This window comes from Rhizobium binae (genome assembly GCF_017357225.1).
In the GTDB taxonomy this organism is placed as follows: domain Bacteria; phylum Pseudomonadota; class Alphaproteobacteria; order Rhizobiales; family Rhizobiaceae; genus Rhizobium; species Rhizobium binae.
Window position 1 is genome coordinate 546,283 of the sequence record NZ_CP071604.1, and the last position, 19,062, is coordinate 565,344.

The 19,062-nt window shown below is 62.4% G+C and carries 17 protein-coding genes and 1 tRNA gene; 12 read left to right on the plus strand and 6 right to left on the minus strand.

All coding sequences use genetic code 11. From position 1 onward, the window contains the following. Positions 1 to 131: 131 nt before the first annotated feature. Entirely contained in the window at positions 132 to 488 is a 357-nt protein-coding gene (locus tag J2J99_RS02660; protein ID WP_168295204.1) for a hypothetical protein, read from the minus strand. Positions 489 to 1,255: 767 nt separating this feature from the next. Here J2J99_RS02660 and J2J99_RS02665 point away from each other — a divergent pair. Next, positions 1,256 to 1,903 (plus strand): GIY-YIG nuclease family protein, encoded by a 648-nt coding sequence (locus J2J99_RS02665; RefSeq protein ID WP_168295203.1) that lies wholly within the window; start codon positions 1,256 to 1,258, stop codon positions 1,901 to 1,903. 166 nt (positions 1,904 to 2,069) lie between these two features. Here the strand turns inward: J2J99_RS02665 and J2J99_RS02670 are convergent. Both J2J99_RS02670 and J2J99_RS02675 read right to left on the minus strand, forming a co-directional pair. Next, positions 2,070 to 2,145: transfer RNA gene (locus J2J99_RS02670), tRNA-Thr, on the minus strand. 118 nt (positions 2,146 to 2,263) lie between these two features. Next, a complete protein-coding gene (locus J2J99_RS02675; RefSeq protein WP_168295202.1) occupies positions 2,264 to 3,223 on the minus strand; it encodes an NAD(P)H-dependent flavin oxidoreductase in 960 nt (319 codons plus the stop codon). Between the two features lie 286 nt (positions 3,224 to 3,509). Between J2J99_RS02675 and J2J99_RS02680 the strand changes: the two genes are divergently transcribed. Then, complete coding sequence (locus J2J99_RS02680; RefSeq protein WP_168295201.1) at positions 3,510 to 4,709, plus strand: regulator; 1,200 nt, start codon at positions 3,510 to 3,512, stop codon at positions 4,707 to 4,709. Positions 4,710 to 4,734: 25 nt separating this feature from the next. Here J2J99_RS02680 and ppk2 read toward each other — a convergent pair whose 3' ends face one another. Further along, on the minus strand, positions 4,735 to 5,616 hold the full coding sequence (ppk2, locus tag J2J99_RS02685) for a polyphosphate kinase 2 (protein WP_168295200.1): 882 nt from the start codon (positions 5,614 to 5,616) through the stop codon (positions 4,735 to 4,737). A 240-nt stretch (positions 5,617 to 5,856) separates the two neighbouring features. Here ppk2 and phoR point away from each other — a divergent pair, with 240 nt between their 5' ends. From phoR to phoB, 7 genes are all read left to right on the plus strand, one after another. Next, positions 5,857 to 7,077: a phosphate regulon sensor histidine kinase PhoR gene (gene phoR / locus J2J99_RS02690; protein ID WP_168295480.1), complete on the plus strand. Its 1,221-nt coding sequence runs from the start codon at positions 5,857 to 5,859 to the stop codon at positions 7,075 to 7,077. A gap of 609 nt (positions 7,078 to 7,686) precedes the next feature. After that, entirely contained in the window at positions 7,687 to 8,721 is a 1,035-nt protein-coding gene (locus J2J99_RS02695; protein WP_168295199.1) for a substrate-binding domain-containing protein, read from the plus strand. Positions 8,722 to 8,883: 162 nt separating this feature from the next. Next, positions 8,884 to 10,365 (plus strand): phosphate ABC transporter permease subunit PstC, encoded by a 1,482-nt coding sequence (gene pstC, locus J2J99_RS02700; RefSeq protein WP_168295198.1) that lies wholly within the window; start codon positions 8,884 to 8,886, stop codon positions 10,363 to 10,365. Next, on the plus strand, positions 10,362 to 11,684 hold the full coding sequence (gene pstA / locus J2J99_RS02705) for a phosphate ABC transporter permease PstA (protein ID WP_168295197.1): 1,323 nt from the start codon (positions 10,362 to 10,364) through the stop codon (positions 11,682 to 11,684). The genes pstC and pstA overlap by 4 nt, the downstream gene beginning before the upstream one ends. Positions 11,685 to 11,699: 15 nt before the next feature. Beyond that, positions 11,700 to 12,515 (plus strand): phosphate ABC transporter ATP-binding protein PstB, encoded by an 816-nt coding sequence (pstB, locus tag J2J99_RS02710; RefSeq protein ID WP_168295196.1) that lies wholly within the window; start codon positions 11,700 to 11,702, stop codon positions 12,513 to 12,515. 44 nt (positions 12,516 to 12,559) lie between these two features. Further along, positions 12,560 to 13,273, plus strand: coding sequence for a phosphate signaling complex protein PhoU (gene phoU / locus J2J99_RS02715; RefSeq protein ID WP_168295195.1), 714 nt, complete (start codon positions 12,560 to 12,562; stop codon positions 13,271 to 13,273). Between the two features lie 135 nt (positions 13,274 to 13,408). Beyond that, a complete protein-coding gene (gene phoB, locus J2J99_RS02720) occupies positions 13,409 to 14,092 on the plus strand; it encodes a phosphate regulon transcriptional regulator PhoB (RefSeq protein WP_004672768.1) in 684 nt (227 codons plus the stop codon). 97 nt (positions 14,093 to 14,189) lie between these two features. Here the strand turns inward: phoB and J2J99_RS02725 are convergent, their stop codons facing one another. Both J2J99_RS02725 and J2J99_RS02730 read right to left on the minus strand, forming a co-directional pair. After that, positions 14,190 to 14,447, minus strand: coding sequence for a hypothetical protein (locus tag J2J99_RS02725; RefSeq protein WP_168295194.1), 258 nt, complete (start codon positions 14,445 to 14,447; stop codon positions 14,190 to 14,192). Positions 14,448 to 14,620: 173 nt separating this feature from the next. After that, positions 14,621 to 15,154, minus strand: coding sequence for a GcrA family cell cycle regulator (locus tag J2J99_RS02730; protein WP_168295193.1), 534 nt, complete (start codon positions 15,152 to 15,154; stop codon positions 14,621 to 14,623). A gap of 425 nt (positions 15,155 to 15,579) precedes the next feature. Between J2J99_RS02730 and J2J99_RS02735 the strand changes: the two genes are divergently transcribed. The 3 genes from J2J99_RS02735 to J2J99_RS02745 all read left to right on the plus strand — a co-directional run bounded on the left by J2J99_RS02735 (position 15,580) and on the right by J2J99_RS02745 (position 18,810). Further along, positions 15,580 to 16,779, plus strand: coding sequence for an aspartate aminotransferase family protein (locus tag J2J99_RS02735; RefSeq protein WP_168295192.1), 1,200 nt, complete (start codon positions 15,580 to 15,582; stop codon positions 16,777 to 16,779). A 36-nt stretch (positions 16,780 to 16,815) separates the two neighbouring features. Beyond that, positions 16,816 to 17,730 carry an ornithine carbamoyltransferase gene (gene argF / locus J2J99_RS02740; RefSeq protein ID WP_004677055.1) on the plus strand — a complete coding sequence of 305 codons (915 nt, stop codon included), beginning with the start codon at positions 16,816 to 16,818 and terminating at the stop codon, positions 17,728 to 17,730. Positions 17,731 to 17,817: 87 nt separating this feature from the next. Further along, entirely contained in the window at positions 17,818 to 18,810 is a 993-nt protein-coding gene (locus J2J99_RS02745; RefSeq protein ID WP_168295191.1) for an Hsp33 family molecular chaperone, read from the plus strand. The last annotated feature ends 252 nt before the right edge of the window (positions 18,811 to 19,062 follow it).

Here is a 19,062-nt window from a genome sequence, read left to right on the forward strand (position 1 = left end):
CTACGACCTGAAAGCCGGTCGGTAAAGCTATTCTCGCGGCAACCGTCGTTTTTGAGCGACGCAGCCGAAATGAAGGCCCGGCGCGACCGCGGCCGGGCCCTCATTCTGTCAGAGGCGGGTGCCTGCTCACCTCACTGCCGGCATGCCTCGCTGAGTGAGCCGGTACCTGCCGTGCAACCCGGCACCTGCTGAAGATCCGGATTGACGCCACCGGGATTGATCGTGCTGCGGTCGCGGTTGAGATCGACGCCACCAGTGCCGGTCGTGCTGCCGGTCGTACTGGGATCGGTGCCGACAGAGCCGGTGCCGGCCGCGCCCGTACCGACGGATCCGGTCCCGGCCGAACCCGTGCCCGAGTCCCCTGAGCCGCCGATGACAGGCGCCACCGAAAGCCGCCCACTGGAATTCGCGCCCCCGGTCGTCTGTGCCAGCGCCGAGCCGGCAAGGCCGACGGAAAGAAGCGATATCGCGATGAGTTTGCAGGCCATGGTTTGCTCCATCCTTATTGTCTCAAGGGGAGAACCAGTTCGGGAGCGGCAGGTTCCTGCGGGGATCTGTCATTCGTCGTCCAGCATTTTAAACTTTCGCGCCGCCTGAGGCCAGAGCATCGTGAACTGCCTGATTAGCGGCGGCATGCCTGAGGCGCACGACACATCTGCATTCTCTGGTTACGGGAAAATCAGGTGTAGCGGTTCGCCGTCAGAAGGAAAGAAGGACAGGGTGCCCTTGCGGCAATCGGCCGTGGAACGATAGGTGTCTTTACCATCTCCTTTGATATACATCGCCAACGCACTGCTCGACAGTCAATTTCCCGCTAGGTGCGACCGTCTCGTATCCCGGGTCTCGCTCGCAGTATTCCTGGAAGTTGGCCTGATTGACGTTCCCTTCCATCACCGCATTTCTCGAATTCGTACCGCTCCTTCGGACCAGCGTTCCGTCACTCCTATCTGACTGGCCCGCTCGGCCTCGATCGACATCAGTCGCTCATGTGAAGCCGAAGGGGCAGGCCGATTGCCTTGAGAAGTAGCCCAGCACCCATTGCGATTTGCCCGCCAAGCGGCGATGGCTGATTAGTGGACGCAGGTTATTAAGAGAGACTTATATGTGGGTGAGCGAGCAGGCATCAGACATACAGCCCGCTCGCCGTATCTGCAAATTTGCAGTTGTCGGCAATCGTCGCGGTGACAACGCAGCCCGAACTCGGCCATAAGAAGAAGTGAGTTAGTGGTTTCACTGGCAGATGGGACGATCGTCGATGGCAGGCAGGCAATCATTCGAGGATGTTACGGCAGGACTGGAGACCAAGTCCGACAAGATTAGGGCGCTGGCGAGGGCAGGTTACCTTCGCACCGAAATCAGCTCGCTCCTTGCGATTCGGTACCAGCATGTTCGAAAAGTTCTCGCCGATGCGGGGATCTCGGAAGGTCTGAAGAAAGAGGTCCAGCTCGAGCGCGAGCCCGTGTCCATCCAGGTCGAAGAGGATGCAGCGACGACGACAGTCGCACCGACATCATGGGAAGTGCTTCTTCGTGCAGGGTTCCGTTTCCTTGGCGAGTGGACGCCCGGCGAGGATGAGAGCTTCCGTTTGGATGCAGCAGCGCCAACCGATGGCGGAGTTTACTCTTTCGTCGTGGACGACGTCGTCATGTACGTAGGCTTGACGCAACGAGGCCTTAGGCAGCGCCTCGACGGCTACAGGCGGGGCCACGAAAGGCAGAGAACCAACGCTAGGGTCAAGGCGTTGATCCTCGAAGCGCTGTCGGCAGGGAAACGGGTAAAGGTCCTCATCGCGTCGCCGGAGGAAGGATCCTGGAACGGGCTTCCCGTCAATATGTCGGCCGGGCTGGAGGCAGGCTTGATCACTAAGGTTCAGCCGGCATGGAATATCCTCGGGGTCGGCTGACTATCGTCGTAGCCTCGATATTGTCAGCTATCCTTCCGGCGAGCTTACGTCGAAACGTGTGACGTCTCCTGAATGAAATCAAATTGGAAAACATTTCGGGAGACGGTAATCCCAGAAGGCTGCTGGCCATCGCCAATTTCGTGAACAAATTCAAGGATAAAGAAAATGGTGCCGCTTACGTGACTCGAACACGTGACCCCATCATTACGAATGATGTGCTCTACCGACTGAGCTAAAGCGGCACTTTGGCGGCCGAAGCGTGCGGCCTGCGATTTGCATGGCGCTGATACAGGCATTGTCTGAAGATTTCAAGCACCCTGTCATGCCTTTGGCAAAAAAGAGGGAGGGTATGGAAGATCTTCAGAGCGAGAGGCGGGCGCGGGCAGCCTTGTATTCGGCCTCCAGCCGGTCGACGAGATCTGCCACCGGCTCCACCGCCTTGACGGCGCCGATGCCCTGGCCGCTGCCCCATATGTCCTTCCAGGCCTTGGCGCCGCCGGTGGCCTGCTCGAAATCCATCTTCGAGGGGTCGGCGACGGGCAGGTTGTCGGGGTCCATGCCGGCGGCGATGATCGACGGTTTGAGATAATTGCCGTGCACGCCGGTGAAATAGTTGGAATAGACGATATCGGCGGCGGCCCCTTCGACAATCGCCTGCTTGTAGGCGTCTGCGGCGCGCGCCTCCTGCGTGGCGATGAAGGGCGAGCCGATATAGGCCATGTCGGCGCCCATGGCTTCTGCGGCAAGAATGGCGCCGCCGGTCGCAATCGCGCCGGCAAGCAGCAGCGGCCCGTCGAACCACTCGCGGATTTCCTGGACGAGGGCGAAGGGCGACAGCGTGCCGGCATGGCCGCCGGCGCCTGACGCCACGGCGATCAACCCGTCCGCCCCCTTGCGAATCGCCGAATGAGCGTGGCGGTTGTTGATGATGTCGTGCAGCACGATGCCGCCATAGGAATGGACCGCGGCGTTGACCTCCGGCACGGCGCCGAGCGAGGAGATGACAACGGGCACCTTGTATTTGACACAGAGCGACAGGTCGTGCTCCAGCCGCTTGTTGGACATGTGGACGATCTGGTTGATGGCAAAGGGAGCGGCCGGCCTCTCCGGATGGGCGGCGTTGTGGTGGGCAAGCTCCTCGGTGATCTCGGCCAGCCATTCGTCGAGCTGGCTTTCCGGCCGGGCGTTCAGCGCCGGAAAGGCGCCGATAACGCCTGCCTTGCATTGCGCCAGGGTCAATGCCGGATGCGAAATGATGAAGAGCGGCGAGCCGATCACCGGCAGTCTGAGATTGTCATTGAGGATCGGGGGTAGGGCCATGGTTTACCGCTCGCATTGACGTTTACGAAAACGTCAATCTCTTAGCAGAGAAGAAAAGCCGATAAAAGAGCGGCTGCCATGCCTTCGTCGATTTCCGCCCGATATATCAGGCCTGCAGAACGGATAGGGAAGGCCCGCCGGCTCGTCAAAGCTGGCGAATATCGCCTGAGATCAACGGCGGGCGGGCCTGCAAGGCTTGCGGTTTGCCGCACTTGCCGCTACCGAATTTTGATGAAGAACGGCGGGGATTGCGGACCGACGCCGGGTTCAAGGTGAAGGACGTGAAGTGAGCGGATTAGAAACGGCCATCAGAACAGCGCTCGAAAATGCCGATCGCGACAATCCGGAAGTTCGAGCGAGGATCTACCAGTCGGCCCGCCAGGCGCTGGAAGCCGGCCTGCGCAAGCAGGATATCACCGATGCCGACGCCGTCGCCCACCACCGCCACCGGCTGGAAACCACCATTCATGCCATCGAAGGCGAGGAGCGCGACCGGCTTCACCCTCGCCAGCGGCCGCCTGAAGTGCCGGTACCTCCGGTCGTCGACATGCCGGTGCCGCCGGCTCACCGAGGGGATGTGGCCGATATCGACAGCCTGATCGACAATCCCGTGGCGGCGGGCGAGACCCGTAGCCCGGACGTGATCATGCACCGCAGCGACGAGTCGCGCCTTGACGACGTGCATGCGAGCACCGCCGATCATCTCTCGGCCGCCCCGCTCGGCGAGGAGCGGCTGCAGCGCGGCCAGCGCGCCGCCAGCATGGATTTCCGCCCGGAGCGGGCTGCGGGCCGCCGCAAGCCGCGCAAGTTCTTTTCGCGGCTTCTCGTCTGGTGCGTGCTCTTCGCCTTCATCGGCATCGGTGCCTGGTGGGCCTATACGTCGGGCCTGTTGTTGACGGCGGCTGAGCGCGACACCAGCGTCGCCAATCCGCCGGCGAGCACCCAGCCGGAGGATTTTACCGGCAATGACGACAGCGCCGGCGACGCCGCCACCCATACCGATCAGCCGGTGACCATCGATCCGCAGAACAGTTTCTCGGCCGACTGGATCCCGGTGTTCAAGCCTGGCGAGGCCGACAAGATCACAACCGGCCCGCGGGCCCGCACCGAAAACGTCACCGAGAATGACGGTCCCGCCGTCCGCCTGATTTCCGAAAGCGGCGCGGCTGACGGCAATATCTCCGTCAGCGTTCCCTCTTCGGTGCTGCAGCAGCTTGCCGGCAAATCCTCGACCATCGCGCTGACGCTGCAGTCGACCACCGACGAGCCGACGCAGGTGACGGTCGAATGCAATTTCCAGTCGCTCGGCAATTGCGCCCGCCATCGTTTCAGCGTCACCCGCGAAAAGTCGGATGCGCTGCTGCAGGTGAAGTTCGACCGCTCGCTCGCCCCGAATTCGCCGGGCACGCTTGTGATCAACAGCGATCTCGACGGCAAGGCGCGCGGCGTCAACCTCTTCGCCATCCGCATCCTGCCAGGGCAGTGACCGGCTTTTTACCGCGGCAGACAGTCTATTTCAGGAATCCCGGGCCGGAGCCGATGATCTGCTCGTCGGCCTCGCCGAGCGCTGATTTGTCCTTGCCGTCATAGTCCATCCGGTTGAGCATGTGGCGGATGAGCTGCAGGCGCGCACGACGCTTGTCATTGGCGCGGATGACGGTCCAGGGCGCGAAATCCGTGTGGGTTTCCTTCAGCATCCGGTCGCGTTTTTCGCTGTAGTCGCCCCATTTTGTCAGCGCCGCGATATCCATCGACGACAGCTTCCAGACCTTCAGCGGATCGTGCCTGCGGTCATGGAACCGCTGGAGTTGCATCTCCCGGCCGATATCGAGATAGAATTTGAACAGGAAGATGCCCTCATGGGCGATGATCTTTTCGAGCTGCGGCGCCTGCTTGAGGAAGGCTTCATATTGCTGCGGCGTGCAGAAGCCCATGACCGGCTCGACGCCGGCGCGGTTATACCATGAGCGGTCGAAGAGGACGAATTCGCCCGATGTCGGGAACTGCGCGACATAGCGCTGGAAATACCATTGTCCCTGTTCGCGTTCGGTCGGCTTGGCGAGCGCCACGACGCGGGCAAGGCGCGGATTCATATGCGCCGACGACGCCGAGATCGCGCCGCCCTTGCCGGCCGCGTCCCGCCCTTCGAACAGCGCCATTACCCGTTTGCCGGTCGCCTGCAGCCAGAACTGCACCTTGACGAGCTCGACCTGCAGCTTTTTCAGCTGCGAGAGATAGTCCTCCTCGTTGAGTTTCTTCTTGTAGGGAAATTCGGCGGATTCCAGCGCCTGTTCCTTCACCCAGTCCGGCAGAACAGGATCGTCGACGTCGAAGATGCGCTTCTTGCCGCGGATATCCAGTTCCACGGCCCTGCTTTCGACATCCTCGCCCATGTGCTCCTCCTGCGCTGGTGGCTCTCTGCGCAGGCGAACATAGTTGCCGTTGAAAATCAAATCTTTCGCGTCACGCCGGCGATATTTCTCGCGCTCGCGCTGCGGTCTTTCGCTTCAAGCGGCGCCAGCCGAAAACTTCTGTCATGAATTGCCGCTATCAGGCAGAGTTCAATATAAAGAAAAACGAATCGACGCCGCGAGGCCCCCTTGCCAGACGAAATCCCGTGGAGAAGAAGTCTCCTGGCGCGCATCCGGCGCGAACGGCCGGTGTTGCTTGCGGCCATCCTCAGCGCCTTGATTGCTCTTGCCGCCGGCATGAACAAGTGGGTCGTGCTCGTCCTCCTGCTCGTCATGAGCTTGACCGCGCTGTTCAACGAGGCGCCGGTGCTGAAAGTGGAGCCGGCCGAGCCGGAGGAGACGGAGCCGGAAACGCCGCCGAGCCGCCTGCAAGACGTTTCCGCCACGCTTGCCGGCCTCGATATTCCCGTCATGGTGCTGTCGGACGATGCCTCGGTGCTCTTCCAGAACCGCGCCGCCGAAAAGGCCTTCGGCGAGGTTGCGCTCGGCGCCCATATATCGGCCCGCCTGCGCTCGCCCGGTGTGCTCGACATGGTGCGCGAAACCATCGCCACCAATGCGCCAAACCAGATCGAACATGCCGAGCGGCTGCCATCCGAGCGGGTCTATATCGTCCGCAGCGCGCCCGTCGAATTCAAGGCCGACGGACAGCGTGAGCGATTTTTCATCCTGTCCTTCCGCGATATATCGGAAGTGCGCCGCATCGACCGCATGCGGTCGGATTTCGTCGCCAATGCCAGCCACGAGCTGCGCACGCCGCTTGCCTCGCTGCGCGGCTTCATCGAGACGATCCAGGGCCCGGCGAAGAACGATCAGAAGGCGCAGGCGCAGTTCCTGGGCATCATGCTCGATCAGACGACGCGCATGAGCAGGCTCGTCGACGACCTCCTGTCGCTCTCGCGCCTGGAGCTGAAATCGCACATCGCCCCGGACGAGAAGGTCGATTTGGTACCGCTGCTTGGCCATGTCCGCGACTCGCTGGTGCCGCTGGCAAGAGACGTCGGCGTCGACATCAACCTGCATCTGCCCGACGGCAGGGTCGAGGTGCTGGGAGACCGCGACGAGCTCGTCCAGGTCTTCGAGAACCTGATGGAAAATGCCTGCAAATACGGTCAGGAAGGCAAGGTCGTCGACGTCCGGCTGAAGAATGGCGCCGGCGGACCGGTGGAGGTCAGCATCGTCGACAAGGGGCCGGGCATACCGGCCGAGCACGTGCCGCGTCTGACGGAACGCTTCTACCGCGTCAGCATCGAGGACAGCCGCTCGAAGAAGGGCACCGGCCTCGGCCTCGCCATCGTCAAACATATCCTCACCCGCCACCGGGCACGGCTGATCGTCAGATCGGAGGTGGGTAAAGGCACTGATTTTACGGTGCGCTTCTGAGGTGAAATCTCTCGTGGTCCCCTCTCCCCATAAAACGGGGAGATGGTTCGTTGCGATCTGCGACGGGCGGCTGATCGAACGCGTCGAGGCAATGGATTTGCGGTTCTTTCCAGCCGTGCGTTAATAACGATGGCGTGCCGCGCGATTGCCCCTCACCCTAACCCACTCCCCGTAATGACGGGGAGAGGGGACGTGCCCTGGCGAGATTTTTGGGTGGGACGGAGAGGTCGCGGCATATCCCCTTCTCCCGGTCAAAACGGGGAGAAGGTGCCGGCAGGCGGATGAGGGGCAGATCCCACGGGCGGACCTGAATGAAAGAATGCAGGCGGGAAGGGCCAGGATGCCTTTCCGCAACCGCCGGGCTACGTGTGGTAAACTGCAATGCAAGGTCGAGCGGCGACCCAAACTTTGCCAACCGTCGACACGTTCAGGCGGGATCCATAAAATTTATCGTTATAAAACAGCGCATTAACCTGTCACAAATGTTTCACCGATTTGACATAAAAGGACGGTGCTTACAGCGCTAAGAGAGTCCGGCCAATGAAAAAAGGCAATGCGAGGGCCTCTCATAGGCCGCACTCACACAAGTCCAATGCCGGGAGATTTCAAATGAACACCCTCAAGCTCACCGTTGCGGCGCTCGCTGCAACTGCTGCTTTCGCTGGCGCCGCCGTTGCCCGCGATCAGATTCAAATTGCTGGTTCGTCCACCGTCCTGCCTTACGCCAAGATCGTTGCTGAGTCGTTCGGCGAAACATTCACCAACTTCAAGACGCCGGTCGTCGAATCCGGCGGCTCGAGCGCCGGCCTCAAGGAATTCTGCAAGGGCGTCGGTGAAGATACCATCGATATCGCCAATGCTTCTCGCGCCATCAAGAAGAGCGAGATCGAAGCCTGCAAGACCGCCGGCGTAACCGACATTCAGGAAGTCAAGATCGGTTATGACGGCATCGTCTTCGCCACCGATTCCGGCAACCCCGACGTCGCCTACGTTCCGGCCGACATCTACAAGGCGCTGGCTGCCCAGGTCGTCGTCGACGGCAAGCTCGTCGCCAACCCCTACAAGAAGTGGTCGGAAGTCAACCCGAAGCTCCCGGCTGTCGATATCGCTGCCTACATCCCGGGCGAAAAGCACGGCACACGCGAAGTCTTCGAGGAAAAGGTCTTGGCAGCTGGCTGCGAAGCCTCGGGCGCCGCAGAAGTCATCAAGGCCGCCGTATCGGACAAGGCCGCTCAGGGCAAGGCTTGCGTCGCAGTTCGCAAGGACGGCGCTGCAGTCGACATCGACGGTGACTACACCGAGACGCTGTCTCGCATCGCCGCCAACAAGACCGCGGTCGGCGTATTTGGCCTTTCCTTCTATGAAAACAATGCCGACAAGCTGAAGGTCGCGACCGTGAACGGTATCGTTCCGTCGACGGAAACGATCGCCAACGGCACCTACCCGGTTTCCCGTCCGCTGTTCTTCTACGTCAAGAAGGCACATCTCGGCGCCGTCCCGGGCCTGAAGGAATACGTCAACTTCTTCGTATCCGACCAGATGATCGGCCCCGACGGCCCGCTCGCCGAATACGGTCTCGTTGCCGCCCCGGATGCCGAGCGCGAAGCGATCCGCAAGGACGTCGAAGCCGGCAAGACTATGTGATGACTTTGCCGGCGCGGCGTCTCGATGCCGCGCCGGCACTGCCTTGCGTCCGGGCGTGCCGGGATACGCGGGGCTGGAATTCCTTCTCCAATGGTTGGAAGCCGAAGGCGGTTCGATGAACCGCCGGGCTTTATGGGGGCTGCGGGCCTGGGGACGTAACGAATGAGCACATCCGTCATACTTCTGTGCCTTGTGGTAATCGGCGCCGCCGCCTATCTGGTCGCGCGCAGCCGTGCCGCGGCACTTGCCGGGGGCAGGTCCTCCGCATTGCATTCACGCCCGGCCTATTACGGCGCTTACGCTGCGATCTGGGCCGTTCTTCCCGCCCTCATCGTTCTCTGCGTCTGGCTCTCCGTGAGCCCCGGCATCATCCAGTCCTCGGTTCGCAATGCTTTCCCTGACGATGTCAAGGCCCAGGTCGCGGTCGAGCAGGATTTGAACTATTCGATGGTGGCGACGGTCGCCCGCGGCCTGACGATGCTGACTTCGGACGAAGCGGCCGCGGTCGCAAACGATCCGGCTGCCCTGCAGGCCAAGCTCAGCGAGAAGGGTGTGCCGCTCGCCGGCCAGCCGCAGCCTTACATGGTCGAGGCCGCCAAGAAGCTCAACGCCATGAGCCTGACGAGCCGCATCGCCATGACCGCGATCGTCTTCGTTCTGGCCGTTGCCGGCGCCTTCTACGCGCTGCGCGCCATCGCACCCCGCTTCCGGGCCCGTAATCGCGTTGAGCGCGTCATGCTCTGGGGTCTGCTGCTCGCCTCCTCGATCGCCATCCTGACGACGATCGGCATCGTGCTGTCCATGCTGTCGGAAGCCACACGCTTCTTTGCAGTCGTTCCCGCCGGCGATTTCTTCTTCGGAACCGTCTGGGATCCGCGCTTTGCCGGCGCCGGCAGCTCTTCCTTCGGTCAGTTCGGCCTGATCCCGCTGCTGATGGGCACGCTCTATATCGGCCTGGTCGCCATGCTGGTCGCCGTACCGGTCGGCCTTTTCGCCGCCATCTACATGGCCGAGTACGCCTCGCCAAAGGTGCGCGGCGTTGCCAAGCCCCTTCTCGAGGTGCTCGCCGGCATTCCGACGATCGTCTACGGCTTCTTCGCCCTCGTCACCGTCGGCCCCTTCCTGCGCGATTTCTCGGCTCAGATCAGCGGCTTGCTCTCCGGCAACTATACCAACTTCATCCAGGCGCAGAGCGTTCTGACCGCTGGCATCGTCATGGGCATCATGCTCATCCCCTACGTCTCCTCGCTGTCGGACGACATCATCACCGCTGTGCCGCAGGCTCTGCGTGACGGTTCGCTCGGTCTCGGCGCCACCCGCTCCGAAACCATCAAGAGGGTGGTCCTGCCGGCAGCCCTTCCGGGCATCGTCGGCGCGCTGCTGATGACCGCCTCGCGCGCCATCGGCGAAACCATGATCGTCGTGCTGGCCGCCGGTGTCGCGGCGCGCATTCAGATCAACCCCTTCGAGCCGATGACGACGGTGACCGTCAAGATCGTCAACCAGCTGACGGGCGACCTCGAGTTCACCTCCCCGCAGACGCTGGTTGCCTTTGCTCTTGGCATCACGCTGTTCTGCATCACGCTTTGCCTCAATATCTACGCGCTCTACATCGTGCGCAAATACCGGGAGCAGTACGAATGACGGATATTGTTTCTCCCACAACAGGCGTCACCATCTCCAAGGCGCCGGCGCGCCGCGATATCGGCATCAAGCGCCGCTACGCCGCCGAGCGCCGGTTCCAGGCCTATGGCATCGCCGCCATTTCCTTCGGCCTTGTCTTCCTTTTCATCCTGCTGTGGACGGTGATCGGCAAAGGCTATACCGCCTTTCAGCAGACCGCGATCACCCTGCCGATCGAATTCACCGAGAAGACGATCGACCCCAGCAACAAGCGGGCGGCCGACCCTTCGGTGCTGATCGCGGCCAATTACCCGGTTCTCCTGCGCGACGCGATCGTCAAGCAGCTGGATATCAACGCCTCGAGCAAGCCTGACGTGCGCGATGCATCCGCCATGCTCTCCAAGAGCGCGCCGATCCAGCTGCGCGACATGGTCGTCGCCGATCCCTCGCTCATCGGCAAGACGGTCAATGTCTCGCTGCTCGCCGACGCCAATATCGACAGTGCCAACAAGGGCCAGATCGATCTCTCCGTCGACGAGAAGAACCGCAAGGTCAATGACAAGCAGCTGACTTGGATGAACCAGCTGAAGGCGAACGGCGCTCTCCACAAGCAGTTCAACACCGGCCTCTTCGTCAACGGCAACTCCAGCCGTCCGGAGGCTGCCGGCCTCGGCGTCGCCCTCATCGGCTCGCTCTACCTGATGCTGATCGTGCTGGCGCTGTCCCTGCCCATCGGGGTTGCCGCCTCGATCTACCTCGAGGAGTTCGCGCCGAAGAACAAGCTGACGGACCTGATCGAGGTCAACATCAACAACCTCGCCGCCGTGCCCTCCATCGTCTACGGTCTGCTCGGCCTTTCCGTCTTCATCAACTTCGTAGGCCTGCCGCGCTCGGCCTCGCTGGTTGGCGGCCTGGTGCTGGCGCTGATGACCTTGCCGACGATCATCATCGCCACGCGCGCGGCCCTGCGCGCCGTGCCGCCCTCGATCCGCGCCGCAGCCTTGGGTCTCGGCGCCTCGAAGATGCAGATGGTGTTCCACCATGTCCTGCCGCTTGCCATGCCCGGCATCCTCACCGGCACGATCATCGGCCTGGCGCACGCGCTCGGCGAAACCGCGCCGCTGCTCCTGATCGGCATGGTCGCCTTCGTCGCCAACGTGCCGGCGACACCGCTCGATCCCTCGACGGCCCTGCCGGTGCAGGTCTATATGTGGGCGAACGAGGCCGAACGTGCCTTCGTGGAACGTACTTCGGGTGCCATCATCGTCCTGCTTCTGTTCCTGATCATCATGAACATGGGCGCCATTCTCTTGCGTCGTCGCTTCGAGCGCCGCTGGTAAACGGAGTTAAACATCATGAACATGTTGACGGAAGCTGCAGTTGAAAAGGCGCTGGATCAGAAGATGAGCAACGTCCCGTATAAAATGATCGGACAGGATGTCTCGGTTTACTACGGCGAAAAGCGGGCGCTTTTCGATGTGAACCTGAACATCCGCGAAAACACCGTAACCGCGCTGATCGGCCCTTCGGGCTGCGGCAAGTCGACCTTCCTGCGAAGCCTCAACCGCATGAACGACACGATCGAGGGCTGCCGCGTCACCGGCAAGATCACCCTCGACGGCGACGATATCTATGATCCTGACATTGACGTCGTCGAACTGCGCGCCCGCGTCGGCATGGTCTTCCAGAAGCCGAACCCGTTCCCGAAGTCGATCTATGAAAACGTCTCCTACGGCCCGCGCATCCATGGACTGGCCAAATCGAAGGCCGATCTCGACCAGATCGTCGAGACCAGCCTGCAGCGCGCCGGCCTCTGGAACGAGGTCAAGGATCGCGTCCATGAATCCGGCACCGGCCTCTCCGGCGGTCAGCAACAGCGCCTGTGCATTGCCCGCGCCGTCGCCGTCAGCCCTGAGGTCATCCTGATGGACGAGCCCTGCTCGGCGCTCGACCCGATCGCCACCGCCAAGGTCGAGGAGTTGATCCACGAGCTGCGCGAGAACTACACGATCGTCATCGTCACCCACTCCATGCAGCAGGCGGCGCGCGTGTCGCAGCGCACCGCCATGTTCCACCTCGGCAACCTCGTCGAGGAGAACGACACCGACAAGATGTTCACCAATCCGGACGATCCGCGCACCCAGGACTACATCATGGGTCGCTTCGGCTGATTGCGGTTATCCGAAGCCTTCCCGTTATTCGAGGACAAAGCCCCATGGCATCGACACATATTTATTCTGCCTATGATGATGATCTGAAGTTCCTGTCCAGGCGGATTTCCGAGATGGGCGGCCTGGCCGAGCAGATGGTCGCCGAATCCGTCCGGGCGCTGGTCAACGGTGATACCGCGCTGGCGCAGAAGGTCATTTCCGACGATGTGATCCTCGATCACACCGAGCGCGAGATCGGCGACAAGGCGATCGTCACCATCGCCCGCCGCCAGCCGATGGCCTCGGACCTGCGCGAAATCATGGGTTCGATCCGCATCGCCGCCGATCTCGAACGCGTCGGCGACCTCGGCAAGAACACCGCCAAGCGCGTCATCGCCGTGCAGAGCACCGGCGTTCCCCGCAAGCTCGCCCGCGGTCTCGAGCACCTGTCCGAGCTGGCGCTTGTCCAGCTCAAGGAAGTGCTCGACGTCTATACGACGCGCGCCGCCGACAAGGCGAATGCCATCCGCGAACGCGACAACGAGATCGACGCGATGTACACGTCGCTGTTCCGCGAACTCCTGACCTATATGATGGAAGATCCGCGCAACATCACGAGCTGCACGCATCTTCTGTTCTGCGCCAAGAACATCGAGCGCATCGGCGACCACGCGACCAATATCGCCGAAACGATCTACTACATGGCGACCGGCGCCCAGCCGGAAGGCGACCGTCCGAAGGACGACAGCGCCAACACCGTCGGTGCCGCCACGGAATAACCGTGCCGAACCAGCCCATTGCGTGCGCGCCCGTCCGGGCGCGCAAAGCGGTCGCAGCCAATTTCTGATTTTGCGCGGGATCCCTTGCTTAAATCATTCCCGGTTTAAGGATCGTGCGCGAGGAGACGGACACGCATGATCCCGAGAGTTGCAGTTGTTGAAGACGAAGAGGCCCTCAGCGTGCTTCTCCGCTATAATCTCGAAGCGGAAGGCTTCGAGGTCGATACCATCCTGCGCGGCGACGAGGCCGAGATCAGGCTTCAGGAGCGCACGCCCGATCTCCTGATCCTCGATTGGATGCTGCCCGGCGTCTCCGGCATCGAGCTCTGCCGGCGCCTGCGCATGCGGCCGGAAACCGAGCGGCTGCCGATCATCATGCTGACGGCGCGCGGCGAGGAGAGCGAGCGGGTCCGCGGGCTGTCCACCGGCGCCGACGATTACGTCGTCAAGCCGTTCTCGACCCCCGAACTCGTCGCCCGCGTCAAGGCCATGCTGCGCCGTGCCCGCCCGGAGGTGCTGTCCTCGGTGCTGAAATGCGGCGATATAGAGCTCGACCGCGAAACCCATCGCGTCCATCGCAAGAGCCGCGAAGTTCGCCTCGGCCCGACCGAATTCCGCCTCTTGGAATTCCTGATGTCGTCGCCGGGCCGCGTCTTCTCCCGCTCGCAGCTGCTCGACGGCGTCTGGGGCCACGACATCTATGTCGACGAACGCACCGTTGACGTCCATGTCGGCCGCCTGCGCAAGGCCTTGAACTTCTCCAACATGCAGGACGTCATCCGCACCGTCCGCGGCGCCGGCTATTCGATGGAAGCCTGAGGCTGAGGGAGTGTGGGGTTGGCGTTCCGCCGGTGCAGCCTTTCCCAGGCCTTCATCGCACCGGCGCGGCGTATGAGCGGGCACCAGCTCACCTCTGTCATCCAGGCACCACCTCTCCTCCGTCATCCCAGGGCTTGACCCTGGGATCCATGCGGCTGGCGCTGCGGGAGGAGCGATGGCATTCAACTGCAGGGAAATTATCGAAGCCGGGTGCCTGGTTGTGGATCCCAGGGTCAAGCCCTGGGATGACGGAGTGTGGGTTGGCGTTCTCGCCAAACGCACCGCTGACGTAGCTTGTGAAGCGGCGCTTCTGCCGTAACTTCATCGCGCCGGCGAGGCTTATGCGTCTAGGCACCACCTCTCCTCTGTCATCCCAGGGGCCTGACCCTCGGATCCATGCGAAGAGCACGAGAGAAGCCGCAGCCCGAATTCGCACAGCGTCGAGGAAAAACCTACAGCTTCCCACTCCAACCAATAAAAAACGGGCCACTCGGCCCGTCTTCTGCATTCTGACGATGGCGTGGCCGCTCAGCTGACCCGCGCCGCCGCCCGGCGGCGTTCGTTGATCGGCTGGTAGGCGAGCTTCTGATGATAGCTGCAATAGGGCGAATTGTCAGGAGATTCACAGCCGCAGAAGTGGAAATCGTCCTTGAGCGGATCGCCGACCGGCCATTTGCAGGTGCGTTCGGTCAGTTCGGTCAGGCCGAGGCGGCGGGAAATCGGAACGACCACGTTGCCGGCCGGCACATATTCCATGTCCTCGACCGCATCGACCTCGATCTCCTCCTTCAGCATCGTTGCGCCCTGCTGGCGGGTCACGGTGCGGGTGGTGATCCGCGAGGCGTAGCTCGGCGCGCGCGGCGTCGATGTCTGGCGCTTCGGCGTGCGCGCCGCCGTCGCCGTGCCGCCGGCCTTGGCACGGCCCGGCAGGCTCAGCCGGTGCACCTTGCCGATAACGGCGTTTCGGCTCACGCCGCCAAGCTGTGCCGCGATCTGGCTGGCGCTCAGCCCTTCGGACCACAGCTTCTTGAGTTTCTCGACCCGCTCGTCTGTCCAGTTCATGCCCTGTCTCCACCTTCTGCGTTGGTGATGGCAGAATCCCTCACCGTTGTCCCGGAAGCCTCCGAAACAGGAAACGCCTGATCAATTTTGGTGACTAGTTCCGCCGCATGCAGTCTAGTAATTGAACTTTAACCTAGTGTGAGCCTGACTCCGTGACAAGAGTCGCGGGAATCCGGATGAATCGAATTCGGAGTTTTCCCCAACTTGCTGCCTGTGCGTGTCATTTCTGCAATAATGCCTGTTGAAGGCCGGAAATGCCGCTGTACAAGCTTGCTGCATGCGCTAAGGGCGCAGTTTTGTTGACATTGCAGCGCGAAGAGGAAATAGTGCTGGTCGCCGCCGCAAGGCGGCATTTTTGATTTTTCGGGCCTGGTTTTCTTAGCCGGAGTCCGGTGATTGACAACGCTGATCGGGAGACCCGCGCCATGGCAGAAGCCGCGCCGCTTTATGACACCTATTCTCGTGCCCCGTTGCGGTTCGAGCGAGGCGAGGGCGTGTGGCTGATCACCGAAAGCGGCGAGCGTTATCTCGATTTCGGCGCCGGCGTCGCCGTCACGTCGGTCGGCCACGGCAATCCGCATGTGGTCGCCGCCCTGAAGGAGCAGGCCGACAAGGTCTGGCACCTCTCCAACATCTATGAGATCCCCGGCCAGGAGCGCCTGGCCAAACGCCTGACGGACGCCACTTTCGCCGACAAGGTGTTCTTCACCAATTCCGGTGCCGAGGCTCTCGAATGCGCGATCAAGACGGCGCGCCGCTATCAGTTTTCCAAGGGCCATCCCGAGCGCTTCCACATCATCACGTTTGAAGGCGCCTTCCATGGGCGCACGCTTGCGACGATCGCCGCCGGCGGCCAGGAGAAATATCTCGAAGGCTTCGGCCCCAAGGCGCCGGGTTTCGATCAGGTGCCGTTCGGCGATATCGAAGCGGTCCGCGCCGCGGTCACCGATGCGACGGCGGCAATTCTCATCGAGCCGGTGCAGGGCGAGGGCGGCGTACGTCCCGCCACCCCCGAATTCATGAAGGCGCTGCGCCAGATCTGCGACGAGAACGGCCTGCTGCTGATCCTCGACGAGGTCCAGACCGGCGTCGGCCGCACCGGCAAACTCTTCGCTCATGAATGGTCGGGCATCACGCCCGACATCATGGCTGTCGCCAAGGGCATCGGCGGCGGTTTCCCGCTCGGCGCCTGCCTTGCCACCGCGGAGGCCGCCTCCGGCATGAAAGCCGGCACCCATGGTTCGACCTATGGCGGCAATCCGCTGGCCATGGCCGTCGGCAGCGCCGTGCTCGATGTCATTCTCGCCGACGGCTTCCTCCAGCAGGTGCGCGATGTCGCGTTGGTCTTCCGCCAGGGGCTCGCCTCGCTGAAGGACCGTTATCCCGATGTGATCGAAGAAATCAGAGGCGAGGGCCTGCTGCTCGGCGTCAAGGCGGCCGTTCCCTCGACCGAACTGCTGCAGGCGATCCGCGCCGCGCATCTCCTCGGCGTGCCGGCCGGCGACAACGTCATCCGCCTGCTTCCGCCGCTGGTCGTCACCGCCGAAGAAGCCCGCGAGGGTCTCGCCCGCCTCGAACGCGCCGCCGAGAGCATCCGCGCCGCCAAGGTCAAGAAAACGGCTTGAAGGATTGGCGCCTGCGGGCGCACGACAGGTAAGAACATGGCTCCTAAACATTTTCTCGATCTCTCGGCGGTCACATCTGCCGACCTCAGAACCATCATGAACGACGCGTTGGCCCGCAAGCAGGCCTTCAAGGCCGGCCAGGGCGACAAGCCGCTCGCCGGCAAGATGCTGGCGATGATCTTCGAAAAGCCGTCGACGCGCACCCGCGTCTCCTTCGACGTCGGCATGCGCCAGCTTGGCGGCGAAACGCTGTTTCTATCAGGCACCGAAATGCAGCTCGGCCGCGCCGAGACGATCGGCGACACTGCCAAGGTGCTGTCGCGATATGTCGATGCGATCATGATCCGCACCACCGAGCATTCGAGGCTCCTGGAGCTTGCCGAACATGCGACCGTACCCGTGATCAATGCGCTGACGGATGATACCCATCCCTGCCAGATCATGGCCGACATCATGACCTTCGAAGAGCATCGCGGCCCGATCAAGGGCAAGACCATCGCCTGGACCGGTGACGGCAACAATGTGCTGCATTCGCTGGTCGAAGGTGCTGCGCGTTTCGGCTATCGCATGAACATGGCCGTACCCCTTGGTTCGGAGCCCAAGGATCACTATCTGAACTGGGCCCGCAATGAGGGCGCCGAAATCATGCTCTGCCATGATGCCGACCGTGCGGTCGAAGGCGTCGATTGCGTGGTGACCGATACCTGGGTCTCCATGAATCAGGAGCATCGGGCCCGGGGACACAACGTCTTTCAGCCTTATCAGGTCAATGCGGCCTTGATGGCCAAGGCCGGCAGCGATGCATTGTTCATGCATTGCCTGCCTGCTCATCGCGGCGAGGAAGTGACGGATGAGGTGATTGACGGCCCGCAATCCGTTGTCTTCGACGAAGCGGAAAACCGTCTTCACGCGCAGAAGTCGATTCTTGCTTGGTGCCTGGGCGCGATCTGAACCATAATCGGACGCCGCGCGTCAAAACCCGCGGCCGCGCGAGCGAAGGGCACCCTTGCTCATCGCTTGAAAACTAGGAGTAAAGCCATGGCAGAAGCTGCAGCCGCCCTCGGCCAGTTCGATTTCGCCGGCGATGACCATGTCGTCCCTTTCCAGGTGGAGGGTCTGGATGTGCGCGGCCGCGCCGTCCAGCTCGGCCCGATGCTCGATGCGATCCTCGAGCGCCATCATTATCCCACCCCCGTCGCCCGGCTGCTCGCCGAAGTCGTCGTGCTGACGGTGCTGCTCGGCACCTCGCTGAAATTCGACGGCAAGTTTACGGTGCAGACCAAGGGCGATGGCCCGGTCGATCTTCTCGTCGCCGATTTCTCGACGCCGGAAAATGTCCGCGCCTATGCCCGTTTTGATCAGGCACTGCTTGCCAAGGCGGTGGAAGCCGGTGAAACCGAGCCGGAACAGCTGCTCGGTAAGGGGGTGCTCGCCTTCACCATCGACCAGGGCAAGTTCACGCAGCCCTATCAGGGCATTGTCGCGCTTGACGGAACCTCGCTCGAGGAGATTGCCGGCGTCTATTTCCGCCAGTCGGAGCAGATCCCGACGCGCGTGCGCCTGGCCGCGGCCGAGCTCTTCGATCGCGACGATGCCGGCAAGCCCCGCCATCGCTGGCGGGCTGGCGGCCTCGTCGCCCAGTTTCTGCCGGAGGCGCCCGAACGCATGCGCCACCCGGATCTCCACGGCGGCGACGGCGACAATGGCGAGCGCCCGCATGGCGAGGACGACGCCTGGGTCGAAGCCCGCTCGCTGGTCGAGACCATCGATGCCGACGAGCTGACCGACCCGCTTGTCGGCACCGAACGGCTGTTGTTCCGGCTGTTCCACGAGCGCGGTGTGCGCGTCTACGAACCGCGCGCCGTCTTCGACCGTTGCAGCTGTTCGCGCGAAAAGATCAAGGGCGTGCTGAAGGGCTTTTCGGCCGAAGAGATCGAGGAAAGCCAGGAAAACGGCGAAATCGCAGTCACCTGCGAATTCTGCTCGACCACCTACCGCTTCGAGCCGACCGAACTTCAGCCGGCCGAATAGGCCCGGTTGGCGCTGAGGATCCATGGCCGCGGGTACTGCGTCCCAATTGGTACTCAGGGGCGATCCGACCGCAGCCGAACACAGGCACGCGGAGTGCTTGCGGCATGGATACTCGGGTCAAGCCCGAGTATGACGGAGAGTGGCGGGCGCGATCGGCAGGAAGCGAGACGTCTGGGGGGAACTCCAGCAAAACGGGCGAGGGGTTTTGCACGGGATTGGGCAATCAAAGACGGCAGTTCCAACAAAACCGCT